Annotated in this window: 18 protein-coding genes; 10 read left to right on the top strand and 8 right to left on the bottom strand. The window is 43.8% G+C overall.

The features are described from left to right. Nucleotides 1–48 precede the first annotated feature (48 nt). The 3 genes from CEQ32_RS06360 to CEQ32_RS06350 all read left to right on the top strand — a co-directional run bounded on the left by CEQ32_RS06360 (nucleotide 49) and on the right by CEQ32_RS06350 (nucleotide 3,471). Nucleotides 49–762 carry an NrtR DNA-binding winged helix domain-containing protein gene (locus tag CEQ32_RS06360; RefSeq protein WP_088585720.1) on the top strand — a complete coding sequence of 238 codons (714 nt, stop codon included), beginning with the start codon at nucleotides 49–51 and terminating at the stop codon, nucleotides 760–762. A gap of 338 nt (nucleotides 763–1,100) precedes the next feature. Beyond that, a complete protein-coding gene (gene prs / locus CEQ32_RS06355; RefSeq protein WP_088585719.1) occupies nucleotides 1,101–1,988 on the top strand; it encodes a ribose-phosphate diphosphokinase in 888 nt (295 codons plus the stop codon). Nucleotides 1,989–1,995: 7 nt separating this feature from the next. Then, entirely contained in the window at nucleotides 1,996–3,471 is a 1,476-nt protein-coding gene (locus CEQ32_RS06350) for a nicotinate phosphoribosyltransferase (protein ID WP_226871883.1), read from the top strand. Nucleotides 3,472–3,627: 156 nt separating this feature from the next. Here the strand turns inward: CEQ32_RS06350 and CEQ32_RS06345 are convergent, their stop codons facing one another. From CEQ32_RS06345 to CEQ32_RS06325, 5 genes are all read right to left on the bottom strand, one after another. Further along, on the bottom strand, nucleotides 3,628–3,888 hold the full coding sequence (locus tag CEQ32_RS06345) for a hypothetical protein (protein ID WP_037425313.1): 261 nt from the start codon (nucleotides 3,886–3,888) through the stop codon (nucleotides 3,628–3,630). A 269-nt stretch (nucleotides 3,889–4,157) separates the two neighbouring features. Next, nucleotides 4,158–4,331, bottom strand: coding sequence for a hypothetical protein (locus tag CEQ32_RS06340; protein WP_011072074.1), 174 nt, complete (start codon nucleotides 4,329–4,331; stop codon nucleotides 4,158–4,160). 522 nt (nucleotides 4,332–4,853) lie between these two features. Then, a complete protein-coding gene (locus CEQ32_RS06335; RefSeq protein WP_037425311.1) occupies nucleotides 4,854–5,546 on the bottom strand; it encodes a ChrR family anti-sigma-E factor in 693 nt (230 codons plus the stop codon). After that, nucleotides 5,539–6,207 (bottom strand): sigma-70 family RNA polymerase sigma factor, encoded by a 669-nt coding sequence (locus CEQ32_RS06330; RefSeq protein WP_037425309.1) that lies wholly within the window; start codon nucleotides 6,205–6,207, stop codon nucleotides 5,539–5,541. The genes CEQ32_RS06335 and CEQ32_RS06330 overlap by 8 nt, the downstream gene beginning before the upstream one ends. Before the next feature lie 122 nt (nucleotides 6,208–6,329). Further along, the gene (locus CEQ32_RS06325) at nucleotides 6,330–6,881 is read right to left on the bottom strand and encodes an LON peptidase substrate-binding domain-containing protein (protein ID WP_037425390.1); all 552 of its coding nucleotides are present in this window, start codon (nucleotides 6,879–6,881) and stop codon (nucleotides 6,330–6,332) included. 96 nt (nucleotides 6,882–6,977) lie between these two features. Between CEQ32_RS06325 and CEQ32_RS06320 the strand changes: the two genes are divergently transcribed. Both CEQ32_RS06320 and CEQ32_RS06315 read left to right on the top strand, forming a co-directional pair. Beyond that, nucleotides 6,978–7,592, top strand: coding sequence for a class I SAM-dependent methyltransferase (locus CEQ32_RS06320; RefSeq protein WP_037425307.1), 615 nt, complete (start codon nucleotides 6,978–6,980; stop codon nucleotides 7,590–7,592). Between the two features lie 225 nt (nucleotides 7,593–7,817). Next, the gene (locus CEQ32_RS06315; protein ID WP_037417686.1) at nucleotides 7,818–8,762 is read left to right on the top strand and encodes a chemotaxis protein CheV; all 945 of its coding nucleotides are present in this window, start codon (nucleotides 7,818–7,820) and stop codon (nucleotides 8,760–8,762) included. Nucleotides 8,763–8,815: 53 nt separating this feature from the next. Here the strand turns inward: CEQ32_RS06315 and CEQ32_RS06310 are convergent, their stop codons facing one another. Together CEQ32_RS06310 and CEQ32_RS06305 are read right to left on the bottom strand one after the other, a co-directional pair. Continuing rightward, nucleotides 8,816–9,457, bottom strand: a complete 642-nt coding sequence (locus tag CEQ32_RS06310) for a hypothetical protein (RefSeq protein ID WP_037425305.1) — start codon at nucleotides 9,455–9,457, stop codon at nucleotides 8,816–8,818. 51 nt (nucleotides 9,458–9,508) lie between these two features. After that, nucleotides 9,509–9,868, bottom strand: a complete 360-nt coding sequence (locus tag CEQ32_RS06305) for a DUF2750 domain-containing protein (protein ID WP_037425300.1) — start codon at nucleotides 9,866–9,868, stop codon at nucleotides 9,509–9,511. A gap of 406 nt (nucleotides 9,869–10,274) precedes the next feature. Here CEQ32_RS06305 and CEQ32_RS06300 point away from each other — a divergent pair, with 406 nt between their 5' ends. Both CEQ32_RS06300 and CEQ32_RS06295 read left to right on the top strand, forming a co-directional pair. Next, a complete protein-coding gene (locus CEQ32_RS06300; RefSeq protein ID WP_037425298.1) occupies nucleotides 10,275–11,567 on the top strand; it encodes a lytic murein transglycosylase in 1,293 nt (430 codons plus the stop codon). Between the two features lie 160 nt (nucleotides 11,568–11,727). Continuing rightward, a complete protein-coding gene (locus tag CEQ32_RS06295) occupies nucleotides 11,728–12,216 on the top strand; it encodes an FKBP-type peptidyl-prolyl cis-trans isomerase (protein WP_037417724.1) in 489 nt (162 codons plus the stop codon). Between the two features lie 244 nt (nucleotides 12,217–12,460). On the opposite strand, the gene CEQ32_RS06290 is transcribed toward CEQ32_RS06295, so the two are convergent. Next, on the bottom strand, nucleotides 12,461–14,389 hold the full coding sequence (locus CEQ32_RS06290) for a M1 family metallopeptidase (protein WP_088585718.1): 1,929 nt from the start codon (nucleotides 14,387–14,389) through the stop codon (nucleotides 12,461–12,463). A 336-nt stretch (nucleotides 14,390–14,725) separates the two neighbouring features. On the opposite strand from CEQ32_RS06290, the gene CEQ32_RS06285 reads away from it, so the two are divergent. The 3 genes from CEQ32_RS06285 to ushA all read left to right on the top strand — a co-directional run bounded on the left by CEQ32_RS06285 (nucleotide 14,726) and on the right by ushA (nucleotide 17,767). Then, a complete protein-coding gene (locus CEQ32_RS06285; protein ID WP_037425292.1) occupies nucleotides 14,726–14,953 on the top strand; it encodes a DUF3389 domain-containing protein in 228 nt (75 codons plus the stop codon). A gap of 75 nt (nucleotides 14,954–15,028) precedes the next feature. After that, complete coding sequence (locus CEQ32_RS06280) at nucleotides 15,029–15,694, top strand: alpha/beta hydrolase (RefSeq protein ID WP_088585717.1); 666 nt, start codon at nucleotides 15,029–15,031, stop codon at nucleotides 15,692–15,694. Between the two features lie 363 nt (nucleotides 15,695–16,057). After that, a complete protein-coding gene (ushA, locus tag CEQ32_RS06275; RefSeq protein WP_088585716.1) occupies nucleotides 16,058–17,767 on the top strand; it encodes a bifunctional UDP-sugar hydrolase/5'-nucleotidase UshA in 1,710 nt (569 codons plus the stop codon). Nucleotides 17,768–18,178 lie beyond the last annotated feature (411 nt).

Below are 18,178 nucleotides of genomic sequence, written 5' to 3'. Positions count from 1 at the left end.
ACGTAATCTCTAAGTTAAGCTTATGATGTCGAACGATGGAAAATACTCATGACAGAAGCGGAATATCTCGCCAATTACGATCCTAAGGCTTTTAAGACTGTGTTACTGACAGTGGATGCAGTATTGTTTACCTACCATGATCAGCAGCTTAAAGTACTTTTAGTGCAACGCTCAAATCATCCTTTTTTAGGTTTTTGGGGATTACCTGGAGGCTTTATTGATGAATATTGCGATCAATCCCTAGAGGAAGCAGTGTTACGCAAATTGCAGGAGAAAACTGCAATAGTGCCACCTTATATTGAGCAGCTTTGCACCATGGGTAATAGTCGTCGCGATGTCAGAGGCTGGTCGGTGACCGTGTGTTATACCGCGTTGATGGGTTATCAAGCCTGCCAAGTCCAGATTGATTCAGTGAGTGATGTTAAGTGGTGGCCATTAGAGGATGTGCTACAGATGCCCTTGGCATTTGATCATCTGCAATTAATTGAGCAAGCGCGGGAACGCTTAACACAGAAAGCCTTATATTCTTTAGTGCCAGGCTTTGCGCTGGCTGAACCTTTTACCTTGCCAGAACTGCAACATGTGCATGAAGTCTTACTGGGTAAGCCTATCCAAAGTAAATCTTTTCGTCGCCGGGTTGAACAGGCCGATTTATTGATCGATACCGGATTGAAGCGTACTGAACGTGGGCGTCCTGCTAATTTATATCGCTTGAAACCTGATACGGCATCGTATCGATTCTTAAGAAATCTAGAATGTTAGTCAAAGTGTTTGCCGCTTAAAGTGGTTGCCCATAGCAATAATAGTGACAGATTATACGGTACATACAGTTAGCTTGAGTTATCAGGGTTTATGTAGCCGTCGATGTTGTCGTAATACGTCCATTCTTTACTTTTCGATATCCATTTCCCCATTATCATAGCTAAATTGCACTTAGTGTCTTAAGGACAATATATGCAATTTAGGTATATTCCTTAGTATTATCCGATAAAAAATAGTCTAAAAATCAACTTTACATATTAGTGTCTATAAGACACTATTGCTTGCAGACAACAAGATTGCTGTATATCACAGCGATCTTGCACAGACAGGAGGTGAATATGTCTCTAGGTATTCAAATGCATCAAGGCACAGTTAACTCACCACATCAGCAAGCTGATTTTTATCGACTTCCCGCCGCTAGCGATGAGGCTAATTACCGTTTATTTCAATTTGGTGCGGGGGAGAATCATGTTCAACTGCGGGTTCCTCCAGCGAAACGCGTCACAGTTTTTTTCGGTTATCGTGGCGATCAATCCATCATGCAACTCTTATTGTTAACTGATGCATTACACCGCAGCGGTGCAGAGCAGATCGATCTGTTACTGCCTTATATGCCGGGCGCCCGCCAAGATAGAGTCTGTAATGTGGGCGAGGCCTTATCGGTAAAAGTCTATGCCAGCCTGATTAATCAGCAGCAATATGCTTCAGTCAGTATTTTTGACCCGCACAGCGATGTCACCGCGGCATTATTAGACCGAGTGCAAGTTATTGACAACCACAGCTTTGTCGCCGCGATTGCAGCTCAATTGACCGGTGATCTAGTGTTAGTTTCGCCTGATGCGGGGGCGAATAAGAAAGTATTCGGCTTAGCTAAGGCGTTACAGGGAATGCCGGTGATCAGGGCCGATAAACATCGTGATGTGGTCAATGGTCATATTATCGCTACTGAAGTGTTTTGTGATGATTTATCGGGTAAAACCTGCTTAATCGTCGATGATATTTGTGCTGGTGGCAGAACCTTTATCGAACTTGCCATCAAGTTAAAGCAAAAAGGGGCCCAAAGCGTCATTTTGATCGTGTCACATTATGAAGATAAGGCCTGCGAATCGGCTCTGCGTGAGGCGGGCATAGACAGATTATTTTGTACCGATAGTTTAGGTGTCCCCACACATATTTCGAGCGAGTTCTGTCATTGCCACGCTGTTTTGCGTTTTATGAATCATTAAGGAAAATATGATGTACTTGAATCCCGTTACCGCCATTGATGGCTACAAAGTCGACCACCGTCGTCAATATCCTGATAATACTCAAGTGATTTTTAGTAACTTGACCGCCCGTAAATCCCGTCGTGGTTATACTGAGCAGATGGTATTTTTTGGTCTGCAATATTTTATCAAGCATTACTTAATTGACAGTTGGAACCGTGATTTCTTTCAACAGCCCAAAGAGCAAGTGATTCGCCAATTCTCCCGCCGCATTAATAACTATCTTGGACCAAATAATGTGGGTACTCAGCATATTGAGGCGTTACATGATTTAGGCTATTTACCCATTAAAATCATGGCATTGCCGGAAGGTTCAGTATATCCCTTAAAAGTGCCTTGCTTGGTTTTGTACAATACCGATGAGCGGTTCTTTTGGTTGACTAATTATCTCGAAACCATTCTTTCAGCCAATGTGTGGGGAATGTGTACTAGCGCCACTACCGCGCTGCAATACCGCAAAATATTTGAGACTTACGCGCTAGAAACCGATGGCAACATAGGTTTTGTTGATTGGCAGGGCCACGATTTTAGTTTCCGCGGCATGTATGGCGTAGAGGCTGCGGTAATGAGCGGCGCCGCCCATCTACTCAGTTTTACGGGCACAGATACCATTCCCGCGATTGATTTTCTTGAACAATATTATCTTGCAGACAGTGATAAGGAACTCGTTGGCGGCAGTGTGGCCGCAACGGAGCACAGTGTGATGTGTGCGGGTGGCATGGAGAATGAGTTAGAGACGTTCCGCCGTTTGATTGAAGATATTTATCCTAGCGGCATTGTCAGTATCGTTTCTGATTCTTGGGATTTTTGGCAGGTGATGACAGAGTTCACCGTTGCCTTAAAAGACCGTATTCTTACCCGTGAGGGCAAAGTGGTGTTTAGGCCTGATACGGGTTGTCCGGTGAAGATCATTTGTGGCGATCCACAAGCAGCTGTGGGGAGTCCTGAGTATAAAGGCGCTATCGAGTGTTTGTGGGATGTCTTTGGGGGCAGCACAACTGCCAAAGGTTACAAATTACTCGATAGCCATGTCGGACTGATTTATGGCGATTCAATCACCATTGAACGGGCTGAAGCCATTTGCGCCGGTTTGAAGGCTAAAGGTTTTGCATCAACCAATATTGTGTTTGGAATTGGCAGTTTTACCTATCAACACGTGACCCGAGATACTGACGGGTACGCGGTGAAAGCAACCTTTGCGAAAGTGGATGGTAAAGACAGAGAAATATTTAAAGATCCTAAAACCGATGATGGCACTAAAAAATCCGCTAAGGGATTAGTGGCGGTATTTAAAGATGCGCAAGGTCAATTTTATCTTAAAGATCAAGCAAGCTGGCAAGATGTTAACCATTGCGAATTTGTCCCCGTATTTGCCGATGGTGAATTATTAACTGAATATTCTTTGGCAGATATTCGCGCAAGATTGGCAGCGTCTCGTTGTTAACGATGTAAATCCCTTTCTACAATGAGATAGAAATTAGGCTGGCAATGCGGTTTTTATGTGAATACGCTTGCCAGTCAACTTAAATCATACTGGCTGTCATGACGGCTGTTATTGCTAAATGCGCGAGTCACATAATAAAACGGTGAGAACAAAAGGCTAAGAGACTAGCTGGTTTCGTTTAAGAATTTTATAGGTGCGACGGCCAATGTTTTCGAGGTTTTTTAAATCTTTTAGGCTGGGTACCGCATCGGAATATTGCCAATAGCGGATTTCTGCATCGAGCATTTCAAGCATTTTTTTCGAACAACCTAAACATTCGCCTTGGCACATTTGTGCTTCATCTAAATTCAGCGGAATTGTTTGCTGGATTTGCGCGATAAGCTGTTGCATAGCGGTTTTGGTATTCGGTTTTGACATAAAAATACTTCACAGTCAGAAAGTGTGAACATATTAGCAGAAGCAAAATTGATAGAATTGATCTAGATTAATACACATTTGGTTCAGCGTGTATCCATGTGAGCTAGATACTGGCTGAACCAAACGAGTTCGTCATATCGACGTGAAGGGATAGCAAATCGTGATATTTGGCTATCGATAAAGGCGAGTTGATTTCGGTATGGCGAGGAAAATGGGACCGAATAAACCAACATGCCATTATATGTACTCGATGAGTACTTAATTCAGACTTATTTATTTGACGACAAAAGCCATTTCATAAAGTTTAAGGCTTCGGTACGTTTTGAAAACGTCTGCCTGTTTTTACCTTGTCTATCGGTAAAAGCAATTGAAGTTTTGTTGACTGAAATTGAATCTACAGGGAAGTTCACTGTGATTTCATGTCCGTTAATTTTGTATGACATAGGCCACACTCCTTTTAATTAAATTCACCCTTAGGTGAGCAAGTAATAACGATAAAATATCCTTAGCATAATTGCGAAAGATGATACTAATGAGTCTTGAGGTTACCCATTCCACCATAATTAATCAAGAGATGCTGTATTGATAACTAATGCAAATCAGCGATTGTGTCAATGGAATATCCCAATTAGACCAGTTAAACATAGTCAAGTGACAGTACTATGACATTGGCCGAATTAAAGAGTTCACTTTTTTGAGTTAATGTTGAAAATCACTAACTCATTATTTTTGCAGGACTTACTTGTAGTAGGCTTTCTTTGTGAGGATCAAGTTTGATACAAGTCAAACTGATATAAAAAGGGTAACAACAAGATACTTCTCAAAACGTGGTGCAGTATAACAGTAAATTACCCGCTGGCAAGTGTAATTTTTGCTCAGCGAGTAATGTTTTTATATTGTTTCTTTTGTTGCTATTTTGTGGGTTGGTTTTTAGCTATTTTTCACTATTCGATGCATAACTGACTTTAGTAAATCAGCTCACCAATAGGGTTTAATAATTTGCTTAATCCCTTAGTGAAATAGAGCGGTGCGTCCAACACTGTGTAACATAAACATCCCGTTTGAGTTGTGGGAGAATGCTGTGTATTACCATCTAAGATAATAAAGTCGCCAGGAACATAATTACCTGATGAGTCCGAAAATTCGCCCGCCAATAATAACGTCAACTCAATCCCTTTATGGGTATGCTGTGGGATTTCACCTAGCGCTTCAATATGCAATAAACTGGCGCGAGTATTTTTTTCATCTAGGTCGAATCGCATCCGACTGACTTTACCAATTTGTTGCCATGGCTGTGCAATATGCTGCCGAAACACCCTAGGCAGTTCGTAGCGGATATTTTTATGGTTAACACTCACTGAGGATTCTATGTAAGGTTCATGCATAGTGCTTTCGGGAAGCGCCATAATGTTCGATAACATTTGTTGCCAGGGATCATTATCGACGACATCAATCTCATTTGACGCGTTGTGTTGAACCGTATTATCACTGGGGGAAACAAAAGCGAGTTTGGCCGCTTCTTCAGTCAATTTAGCTACTTGAGTTTGGCATTCTTGACATAAGGCACAATGCGCAGCAACAGCGATAGACATCGACAAAGGTAGCTGACCTTGAGCATGGGCCTGAAGTAATTCTGCATGGGGGTGATGTTTAATCATGTTGTGTCTCCAAAAAGCTTTTAAGCTTTTCTAACCCCAATCTGAGTCGCGATTTAATGGTGCCAATGGGGACTTTTAAGGCATCAGCCAATTCTTGCTGGGTGAGTTCTTGCATATAAATGCCTTGTACTACTTGACGTTGAGCAAGGGGCAGGGCATCTAAATGAGCGAGTAACTTGGCGGTCAATTTATGGTCAGGGTTGTTATCTTGGCTAACCGCAACGTCATACAGTGGCCAGATATCATCGCCAAATGCATCTTCACGATTGTGCTGTACTCGTCTAAGCATATCGAAGCATTGGTTACGCATAATGGTAAATACCCATGTTGCGACAGAACCTTTATCTGCATTGTATAAATGAGATTTAGTCCAAACGATGGTCATCGTTTCTTGAACTAAATCCATGGCGAGGCCTTGTTGATTTAATCGTTGCAGACCAAATGCCCGAATTTTGGGCATAAAGTGACTGAACAAATAGCCAAATGCCGCTTTGTCCCGTTGATTAGCAACTTTGATGATGGCGCTCACTAAGGGATCTGCATCCGTTTTATGCTCATCGGCAATCAAATTATGGTTATCGGTTTCCATAGCTATTTCGATAGGGGGCGATAACTGCCTATCATAGCGATTTTGCGCTGAATGTGATTGAAAATTTTCCATTATTGAGCTCTTCATTTAAGGTTCAATCCCGTTCGAACATGGCTTCAAATCCTGCTTCGCTGTCAATGTTCGATAAGCATGCACACCAATACGCAGTGCCCTAGAAATTGGATCACTGAAAATTATTTTATAACGGTTCTTAATAAATCCAGTGTGAGCTGGTGGTCGAGCGCATTAATGCAGGTGTACTTTTCGGCTGAACGTATGGGTAAAATTTCAAGCCAGCGTTGGCAAACCCATGCAATATCATCAAATTGTGCCGCTTGATATTGTTGTAAGTGCTTTGGGTACTCTTTCAGAATATTTTGCAGCATATCACTGAGATAACGCTCATTTTTTTGAATCTTTGCCGCTGGCCAGTTATCGATTAGACTGATTTGCGCGCGCTTTAAACCATCGGACTCCACATTGATGTCGCCGAGAGTAAATCGTTGTTTCCCTTCAATGCTGACACCTAACATGCCATCAGGTAAGGTCTCAAAGTCAATGATATGCACTAGAGTACCAATTGGATAAAGCGTGCTATTTTCCTCTGAGGTCATACACAGGCCAAAACCATCGCCTGATTTAAGTGATTCAGCCACCAAACGTTTATATCGAGGTTCAAAAATTCGTAATTGAGTATATCCCTCAGGTAATAAACAGATGGGTAATGGAAAAAGAGGTAATTTCATAGTGGCCTCGGGTGAACTTAAGTTTCTATCATTACGTACCATCATCAGAATTTGATCAGTGTTTCAAGCAACAGCCTACTCATTTAAGGGGATATGATGAAGTTAAATCCATTCGAGAAAAAGCTGGTTCAGCATCCGCTGCGTTTTTGGTTGCAAAACCATATTGAAGCACCATTATTGACCTCAATGATGCCTAAACCGCTTGTGTATATTCAACAGGCGCTCGAAATTGGTTGTGGTTTTGGCAATGGTATTCATTTGATCCGTGAGCATTTTGGTGCCGAGCATGTTACCGCGGTGGATCTGGACCCTGAGATGGTGAGTGCTGCTAAGGCCCGCTGGCAGTCTTCAGCCCATGGGCTCGAACAGCTCGACTTTAGTGTTGCCGATGCAACCGCATTACCTTTTAAGGATGCACAGTTTGACATCGTGTTTAATTTTGCGGTGTTCCACCATATTCCTGACTGGCAATCCGCGATTGTTGAGGTTGCCAGGGTATTAAAGCCGAACGGGTATTTTGTGATAGAAGATCTTTACCGTGCCGCGATTTGTAATCCACTGAGTCGCCGGTTGTTTGAGCATCCGCAGCAGAATCGATTTGACCATCAGCAATTATTGCATATGCTTCGCCAAGCGGGGTTTAAGATTGTATGTGACAGGAATCTGTTTAATTTGAGCGGTATGGTGCTGGCTCAAAAGGTTTTTTCTTAAACCTTAAGGTCTTTATATCGCTGAATATTGAATTGAGCATGGGTTGATTGTTTGTTCTGTAAACTGCTTGCCCGAGAAATGAGCCGTTTTCGCATCAGAGTGATTGTAATTTTTAGATAAAATCGACATATCACATGGTTCTCATTGCGAGTTTGCCGCTATAATTTAGCTTAATCCTTAGCAGCTGAGGGAAGTTCTTCCTCCCCAGAGTAGAGAAGTCGCATTATGGCAAATGTCTTGGCAACGGTAGATCAACGCACCAATCTCGTCGGTGAAAATCGGCTTGAACTGCTGCTGTTTCGCATTAATTCGATGCAGCTATTTGCGATTAACGTCTTTAAAGTTAAAGAAGTCGTTAAACTACCACACCTTAACGCTATGCCTGGGAGCCATCCGCATATTTCTGGTGTAGCTAATATTCGGGGAATGTCTATTCCGGTGATTGACTTGCGTTCGGCCATTGGTTTCAAACCTGTGCCGCCAGATGATAATGCCAATATGATCATCACTGAATATAACCGCAGTGTGCAGGGATTTTTAGTCGGTAAAGTCGAGCATATTATCAATATGACGTGGAGTGATATTATGCCGCCGCCGAAAACAGCGGGTCGGAATAATTATCTTACCGCAATCACCCGAATCGAGTATCAAGGCCAGTCGCAATTGGTTTCAATTATCGATGTGGAGAAGGTGCTGGCTGAAATTGTCCATTACGATATTAGCCTATCTGAAGGTGTGTTAGATGAGAGCTTGTTAGACAAAATGCCCGGCCGAAAAATATTGATTGTAGACGATTCATCGACCGCAAGGCGACAAGTGCGTGAAACGCTTGGCCAATTGGGTATTGAAATTATCGAAGCCTCCGATGGGTTGCAGGCGTTACATTTACTGCAAAAATGGCGCGATGAAGGTAAGAATGTCGCCAAAGAACTGCTCATGATGATCACCGATGCCGAAATGCCTGAAATGGATGGTTACAAACTGACCTATGAAGTCCGTAATGATAAGGCTATGGCGGACTTATTTATCACGCTAAATACTTCGCTGAGTGGTAGCTTTAACAATGCGATGGTGGAGAAGGTGGGCTGTGATCGTTTTATTTCTAAATTCCAACCTGATTTACTGGTTGAAGTCGTACAGGACAGATTAAAACAAGTTCTCGGTAAATAACTTCATCTAAACGAGTCGGCTGCCTTTACAAACATAAGGTTTTAGTTTGGTGGCTACTCGCTTAATTCTGCTTTGACATCGGCTAACACTTGGCGCTTCATTTCTTTCGCCGCGGCAATGTGGATACGTGCAAGCCTGAGTGCGTAGCTAAATCGATGTTTACCAACGAGCCTAAGTAATTCTGCAAAAAAGGCTGAATCTAAGCAAAATTGTTTGCTGTAGTAGTGAATGGCGGCAGGCAATGATGAATAGCTTACGCCATCGAACTCAAACTGAATACTGTCTTGTTGACATTCGAGGTCAACCCCTTCAAGCAGAATGGGCCATCCGGGAAAGTTGATCCTGTCGCGGGCAATTTGATACATCATCCAAGCACTTTTTTTAAAGCCTTCAAACACTTTGCAGGAAAACTCAGACTCGGCGAGTTCCACTTCTGTCCAATTAATGCCAATGGCTAAATGTTTAGCGTAAAGGGCCATTAAGGCATCTTTAACCGCCATTCGGCAGTCCCAAATTGAGGTTAAGGGATGTTGTTTCGCCAGTTTTAAGCATTCGCTGCAGCAAGGCACGGCAAGGGAAGGATGGGGCGCATGCGGCGTTGCATGATATTCAAAAAAATCTTTACAAGGTTCACCACAAAACCAGCAAAGGTGTCGCTTATCGAAGGGAATATCGATACAAGTAATAGGCAACATCAAGGCCAGAGTTCCTCTGGCCTTGATGTGTTAAGCATGACGCTGAGAAAATTAAGCTTCTTCAACATCAACTAAATTTTTGGCAAGTACGATAGGATCGAGTTCTAAACATTCTTCATCGCTTTGCCAATCAACGCCAATGAGCACGCCATCATCATTTAAATCGAATACCCAGTATTCAAGAAATTCTTCAAGGCTAATCGCAACGGCTTGGTAGTCTTTCCATTCTTCGGTACAGTGGGATTTTGCCTGCGCTTCGCTTGACCACAAAGGCATTACATCAGTGTCTTCGAACTCGCCTGAGTCACAAACCACCCAGCCTTCGCCTGTTTCATCCATCAAACCCCACAGTGTTTGATGCTCTTTTACGTTTTCGATAAAGCCAGCTAAAGCCGCGTTGATTTCAGTCATGATAGGTCTCTTTGAAGTTGCTATTAACTCACCCATTATACGGCAACGGCTAGATAGACCAAGGGATTCTTTGTTAAGATTTTTTCGCTGTTGTTTAACTGAGCAATAAGCGAATTTATCCGTGTATTTATTGTGATGAGCATTGTGTTGACGGGCGCTATCGGTCAGGATGTGCGCTCTAGAGGCGTAAATCGGGTTAACCGGAATTACGCGCATCTGGAGGATTTCCAGTGGGGGAGAAAATACCTTTGTGGATTTTTAGCCGTTGTTCATTCTCGTTTATCCTTGAATTAAGCCAGCAACTGCTTTGTGGCTAAAAATCGTATCTCTCTTGGCATGAGTCGATCCCAACTCGTGTCTTGCTCAGCTAAGGCATACCTTAGCACTGAATTGAGGAGTAATTGATTTGATGAAAGCAAAAGGCATGTACTATCTTGCAGCGAGCATCACGGCCTGTGTTAGCTTAAGTGCTTGTTCTAGCGCGCCTACCGCTAATGCTACGTCTGACAATAATAGTCAAATTGCTATCGAACAGGCCCAAGCCGTGCAATTGAACGAGATTATCGCCAGCCATGCGGCCGCCTTTCCTACGTGTGTTGCAAACCTTCAGGCGCGCGCGCAACGTGAAGGTCTATCTGAAGAGACGATTAACAATACAGTGGCAAGCCTACAGTTTGTACCTAAGGTGATTGAGCTTGATCAAGCTCAGCCTGAATTTAGTCAAACCTTCACGAATTATTTCACCAAACGGGCAACGGATTGGCGAGTTAATGAAGGTCGACGTCTACTGAAAAAACACCGAGTATTGCTTGATAAACTCGCGCAGCAATACGGCGTACAGCCACAATACATTCTGTCTTTTTGGGGACTAGAGACCAACTATGGTTCTTATAAAGGCAAAATGTCCGTCTTAGATTCCCTTGCAACCTTAGCCTGTGAGCCTCGTCGAAGTGATTATTTTACGACTGAGCTGATGCAAGCGCTTAAGCTTAAAGAAAAATATGGCTTTGATAAGAGCACTATGGTGGGCTCTTGGGCAGGCGCCATGGGGCATACTCAATTTATGCCCTCGGCTTATGCTAAATATGCCATCGATGGCGATGGAGACGGTAAAGCGGATCTGTGGAATAGCACAGAGGATGCCCTCACATCAGCGGCTAACTTTCTACAACACTTAGGCTGGCAGCGTAACGAGCGTTGGGGTCGCGAAGTATTATTGCCAAACAATTTTAGCTACCAACATCTTGGGGCTAAAGAGGCGCAGCCTCTGTCACAATGGGCTGCGCAATCTGTGCGGCAAACGAATGGATTGTCTTTGCCCGCTATTGATATGAAGGCCGCGCTATATTTGCCTTCAGGTCACACTGGACCTGCGTTTTTAGGCTATGAAAACTTCAATGTGATTATGCGTTGGAATCGCTCGGAGTTTTACGCCATTACCGTGGGCCATTTGGCTGATAGAATTAATGGCGGCGAACCATTAAAAGTCGCGCCGCCCGAGCAGCCACGTTTGAGTCGTGAGCAAATCAAACAGTTACAAACCAAACTGAATGAATCCGGCTTTGATGTTGGTAAACCTGATGGTGTGTTAGGCCGCAATTCGACTGCGGGGATCCAAGCATTCCAACGCAGTAATAATATGATTGCCGATGGTTTCCCAAGTCCTGAAGTCTTTACTGCCCTAGGTATTTCACTCTGATAGACGCCTCGTTATAGGTCATCGCCCGCAGACAATGCTTGAAGCAACCACTGCGCTCCATTGGCGCAGTGGTTTTGTAGGGATAAAACAGTGGAGTGCAAAGGCCAGTTTTGTTAAGCTCGGCCGACATTTGAAATCGAAGCAAGTCAAAGGATATTCGATGAACATTAAAGACGATATGGTTGTGCAGTTTAATTACACCCTGCGCGACGAAAAAGGCGAAGTGATCGAGACGAACGAAGGTCGCGAGCCTATCGCTTATTTACACGGTCATGACAACATGATGCCTGGTGTTGAGAATGCGATTAATGGTAAAGCGGTCGGTGAAAAGTTCACAGTGACGCTGCCATGCGCTGAAACCTATGGTCAACGTATTGAAGGTGAAGCGGCGCAGCAACGTGTATCGGTAAAGCACCTGTTAGGCGCTAGCGTGTGGAAGCCAGGTATGACGGCGGTAGTTCATACTGACCACGGTCAACGCCAAGTGACAATCGTAAAAGTCGGTAAATTTATGGCGACCGTGGATGTTAACCATCCATTAGCGGGCCGTGACTTAACCTTCGATATCGAAGTGGTTGGCGCCCGTGATGCGACCGATGAAGAAATCGCCCACGGTCATGCCCACGGTGTCGGTGGTCATCACCACTAATCGGCCAGAATGTGATGTTTGATAGCGCTGCTAGCGCATTTTAAGTGCTGCGATACAATCACCTGCCGATGATAAAGCAAAGCCCAAACCTAAGTTTGGGCTTTTTTGTTGGGTTATTATTTGAATTCTGCTTTAACCTCATTTCGTGACGGTAAATTCACCTCAAACCGCTCTTTACCACGCTTACTGCGATGAATTGACTTAATTCTTAGTTTTCACACTCCAGATCAATCTTCACTTGCGGTTAATGCTCGTGTTCAATCGGGGTATCGCTAAACATCATATCTAAACTGGCTTGAGTCTGTGGATGGTAGCCGCTGCGCGCCGCAAGGTAGACGGCTTTAGCCCAGTCATAGTGCTCGCTGCTCGCCAGTTTTTGGTACAAGGGCACAATCAGCCTGCGCCTGCCGATCTCAGTTAAGTGCTGTTTTAATGCGGGTAACACGCTGTAGTATCCGTTATCGAGGGCGAGGGCATACCAAGCAAAGGCGATTTCATTATTGTGGGTGCCAGTTAAATGAAAGGCCTTATCTAACTCGGCTAATTGTTGCTCAGTGAGATTTAGTCTTGGCATTTCATTAATAAAGCGTAGCCATTGATGCACAGTCCAGCCCTGAGTGTTTAGGGCGCTGGCGGCACGCTTGCCTTCTAACCATGCTTGGCGCTGGGCATCGATATCATCGAAGGCGTGTGAGTTGGGGGGCACTAAAAAGCTAGGTAAACCTTGTCCCTCAACCCAAGTATCCACTTCGGACTCGCTGACGATATTGGGATATTTTTGCAATAACTGCTGCGTGAGGTAATTGCGGAACTGCTCCGTGGTAATGCTTTGAAACGCAAAATGATCAAAGTAACTTTTGACAAAGTTATCGAAGCGTTCACGGCCGAACTTTTGCTCAAGGAAACGCAGGAATAATTGTCCTTTGACATAGGGCACGCCGCTAAAGGCATCGTCGGGATCGCGCTCACCTAAGTCAATATGCAGTACGGTGTCGCCTGCGGGTAACTCGGCTAATTCTGCCAGCAGCTCTGAGTAACTAATGGTTTGCTCCATCAATGCACGGTCGCGGCCATAGAGATCTTCCATAATCCGGTTTTCCACATAGGTGGTAAAACCTTCGTTGAGCCAGAGATCGCGCCAGGTGGCGTTAGTGACTAAATTGCCCGACCAAGAATGGGCCAGCTCGTGGGCAATTAAACTCACTAAGCTTTTATCTCCCGCGATGACTGTGGGAGTAATAAAGGATAATCGCGGATTTTCCATCCCGCCGAAGGGGAAGCTGGGCGGGAGGATCAACAGATCGTATCGACCCCAGCGGTAATCGCCGTAACGTTTGGCGGCGATGGCGATCATCTCCGGCGTATCGGCAAATTCTTTGCTGGCCTTGGCAAGCATTTCTGGCTCAGCCCAAATGCCTGAGGTGTCGTCTAAGGCGGCAAATTGCAGGTGTCCCGCAGCAATGGCAATCAAGTAGGCAGGAATCGCCTGCGGCATAGTGAATTGGGTTTGCGTTGCAGACATACTCTCTCGGTCGGCACTCATCACGACACTAATGCCTTGCTTGGCTGTGACTGTGGCGCTGTAGGTTTGGCGCACTGCGGGCGTATCTTGCAGCGGGATCCAGCTCCTGGCATGGATGGCTTGGCTCTGGCTAAACATAAATGGCCATTGCTTACCTTGGGTTTGCTCTGGAGTCAGCCATTGAATGCCTGATGGATTCTTGGATGTATGGTAATTAACTTTGATCTTAGCGACTCGCTCTTGAGGCAGATTGATGGTGAGCGCTGCGCCTTTGACCTTATCGGTCGCACCTAAACTAAAGGGCACGGATTGCCATTGGCCGTTTGCATTTAACATGCTGACACTGTTAATCGTCAGGTCACGGGTATCTAACACCAGCATCTTGCCTGCTTTATGCCAATCTAGCTCGAGAATGGCGTTGCCCGAAAGTTGTTGCAGCTCAAAATCCACATTTAATGCGAGTTCAATGTGGCGAATACTTACTTGTTGGTAATTGGCAAAGGTCAGTTCATCGGTGGCAGTATGAAATTGGCTGGAGGCGACGCTAGCAATATTACTATTAGGTAAGCTATTGGTTGCATTGGCATATTGTACTAATGGCAGCAGTAGCAACAGGGCACTGCTAATGAGGGTACGACGGGATAAAAACATATAACCACCCAGTGTTGTGATTCTTGTATGGTGTAAAACGCGATCGCCGCGGCGACTGTATTCGTTGGGGCGTGAGTTTACTCGAACTCTGTAGGTTTGGGGCTATTTAGCTGACACTAAAATGTAATCAAACTTAATTTGGAATGAGGTTGATGTTGAGGAAAGGTTACTCTTTTACGAAAACGCACGCCAGAGTGTGCTATTTAACTCTTGCAGGGGGATGCAAAGCGACTTGGCACATAGAGGTTATCGGGTATGTAAAAGTACATCCCCAGCGATATAACTTTGTTATCATGACGCGTGTTCACAATGTCTTATAGCTACAACAGGACAACTATGGTACTGGATTTTTCGCAGGGTAAGCTGATAGCAACAGAGTTTGAAGTACAGATCAGATTAAGCGTGGCCAATGTTGTGCTTCAAGCGAGTGCCGAAGATATTAGCCTTAGGCTTGACCCTCCAATGATCATCGCCAATGGTGGCGGCGTGCGTTGGAGCATGAAATTAGATAACGCGGAACAGCTCGATGCGTTACAAGCACTCCTCGGGATTGATTATTTGTAAGCACACTTGATTATCGCCAAATGTGCTTGACGTTTAACCTTAGTTTTCAATTTGATTTAGAAAGGATTTATCAGTATGACGCTCGAACGTATTGTGATTGAACCCCAAGTTGAGGCGACCGCAGTTGTGGTCTGGCTTCATGGGTTAGGCGATTCTGGTGCTGGTTTTGCCCCCGTTGTACCTGCGCTAGGGTTGCCAGCGGATCACAGTATTCGCTTTATTTTTCCCCATGCACCTGAGCAGGCGGTCACCATCAATGGTGGTTATATTATGCGTGCTTGGTGTGACATTAAAAGTATGGACTTGCATGATAGAGCGGATATGCAGGGCGTGATGGCATCAGAATTAAGCGTTCAGGCGCTGATTGATGAGCAGATCGCCGCAGGTATTCCAAGTGAGCGCATTGTGCTGGCGGGATTTAGCCAAGGCGGGGTGATGAGTCTGTTTACCGGATTACGCTATCCTCAAAAACTTGCCGGTATTATGGCGTTATCCTGCTATTTGCCAACGGGTGATGTATTGCCAAGCCAACTAAGTGTGGCCAATGCTGACACGCCGATTTTGCAGCAGCATGGCGAGCAGGATGATGTCGTTCCGTTATCGGCCGGATTGTTGGCAAAAGAGGCGTTAATTGCCGGTGGATATCCGGTGCAATGGCAAACCTATCCGATGCCACATTCAGTTATTCCAGTGCAATTAAAAGCGATTAGTGCTTGGTTACAACAGCGTTTTGAAATGTAGTTAAATCTAAATGCTTATAAAATCATCATGCGGTAAACAATTTTTTGCCGCTTGATGTTTTTTATAAAGAACAATGCGGCTGTCTGCGAAACTTCTGTAAGCTACTTAAATTAAAGCGTTTAAATTTACAATTATATTTTTAATTGTCATTAAATTCGAAAAGTGAAAATAAGTCGATTAGCTTATTTTTTATTTGAAACAAAACTGTATTAAAACTCGCCAAAAATCCCACATTAAAGTCACGTTTATTAATAAAAATGACACAATTCATCTTTATTCTTTGATATTATGCGTGACGCGAGAGTTGATGGTACTCGCACAATCTATCTATGATAAAATAATTAAAATCAAGGGGTTGATGTAATGACAAATAAGCTTATTAAAGGATTAATTGCCACTGCCGTGCTTGCTGCGTTAGCAGGTTGTAATAGTGATGATGACAAAGTTCCAACAACTTGCGCCGAAGCGGGTGCTGCCTGTAAAACATTTACGGTATTACATACAAACGATAACCATGGCCGTTTTTGGGAAAACAAAGATGGTGAATATGGTTTAGCTGCTCAGAAAACTTTGGTTGATCAAATTCGTGCTGAAGTCAGCAAGAAAGGTGGTCAAACATTGTTGCTTTCTGGTGGTGATATTAACACTGGTGTGCCTGAATCCGATTTACAAGATGCGATTCCTGACTTTACTGGTATGAACAAAATTGGTTACGACGCAATGGCGGTCGGTAACCATGAGTTTGATAATCCATTATCCATTGTGGACATGCAACGTAGTCTTGCTGAATTCCCTATGTTAGCGGCTAACATTTATAAGACTGATGGTACTCGCTATTTCGATGCCTATAAAATATTTGATGTTAATGGTGTCAAAATAGCTGTTATCGGTCTAACCACTGAAGATACTGCTAAGATCGGTAACCCTGAATATATTAGTGAATTAGAGTTCAGAGATCCAAAGACTGAAATTGCCAAAGTCATCAAAGAAATCAAAGATGCTAAGTCGGCAGACATCATTTTTGCTGTGACGCATATGGGGCACTACGCCGATGGCCAAAATGGTAGCAATGCCCCTGGTGATGTGGCGTTAGCCCGTTCACTTAAGGAAGGCGAACTTCAAGTGGTGATTGGTGGTCATTCACAAAACCCCGTCTGTATGGAGCCAGGTAATAAGGCCTATGCAGCATTCCAACCGGGTGATGCCTGCGCGCCAGATCAACAAAATGGCACTTGGATCATGCAAGCCCACGAATGGGGTAAGTATGTCGGTCGTGCGGACTTTGAATACTTTAACGGTGAACTTCACTTAGCCAGCTATAAATTAGTGCCAGTGAACTTAGTTAAAGAAGTCACTGATGAAGCGGGTAACAAGAAAAAAGTACTCGTTGGGGAAAAGATTGAGCCTGATACAGAGTTAAAAGAGCTGCTTTCTTACTATCAAGAGAAAGGTCAAGCTAAGTTAGACGAAGTGATTGCGACTACCGATGCGCTGCTTGATGGTGAACGTGCAAACGTACGTAACAAACAAACCAACTTAGGCCGTATGTTAGCCATGGCACAAAGTGCTAAAGTGTCTGCTGATTTTGGCGTGATGAACTCTGGTGGTGTGCGCGCTTCTATTAAAGCGGGTAACATTACTTACCGTGATGTACTCACCGTTCAACCTTTCGGCAACATGGTAACCTTAAACGAAATGACTGGTGCGGCTGCTGCTGATTATTTAGGGGCTGTGGGTAGTTTACAAATTGGTTCTGGTGGTTATGCGCAAATTACTGGCGTGAAGATGACCATTGACTGCGTGGCTAAAAAAGCGACAGTTCATGAAATCAATGGTAAAGAGTTCAGCGCTACAGCAAACTACAAATTCACTGTACCTAGCTTTAACGCTACAGGTGGTGACGGTTATCCTAAACTGGCGAGCCCAATCCAGACAGGTTATGTAGACGCCGATTTACTTTATTCCTTCCTGAAAGAGAAACAATCCATTGTTGCAGCTGATTATAATCCAGTAGGTGACATTGTGTATGAAAACTCTGAAAGTGTAGAAGGTTGTAAGATTACTGCTAAGTAATCTACAGCGGTTAATAAAATGCCACTCAATTTGAGTGGCATTTTTATTTTGCTCGTTTATTTTTCCATCCGTTAGATACAGCCTAAAATCACCATAAAATAAAGCGATACATTTTGCTAACTATGTATATTAAATTGAGTAGATTGATATCTCGTAACGCTAGGTGTTCAATTGATTCTATTTGTATCAGTTTATCAATAATCGCTTAAATTTGCTTAAAGACCTTTAACGCTATGTTTGGGTTGAATTTTGTACGTTTTAAACTCAAAATTTATTTGCTGTGTATGTATCAATTTGTTTTTTTGTTGTTATTTGTTGTTGTCGATATTCGTTTTGCTTAACAGTATTGATACGTCAAGGGAACTTGAAAATTAACTAAAATAACAACAAGACGGGTTTATTCATTTAAGC

The sequence above is a fragment of the Shewanella sp. FDAARGOS_354 genome, assembly GCF_002209245.2.
Lineage (GTDB): Bacteria > Pseudomonadota > Gammaproteobacteria > Enterobacterales > Shewanellaceae > Shewanella > Shewanella xiamenensis.
Note: the sequence above shows the minus strand (reverse complement) of the source record. Positions and strands in the feature narration are given on the sequence as shown.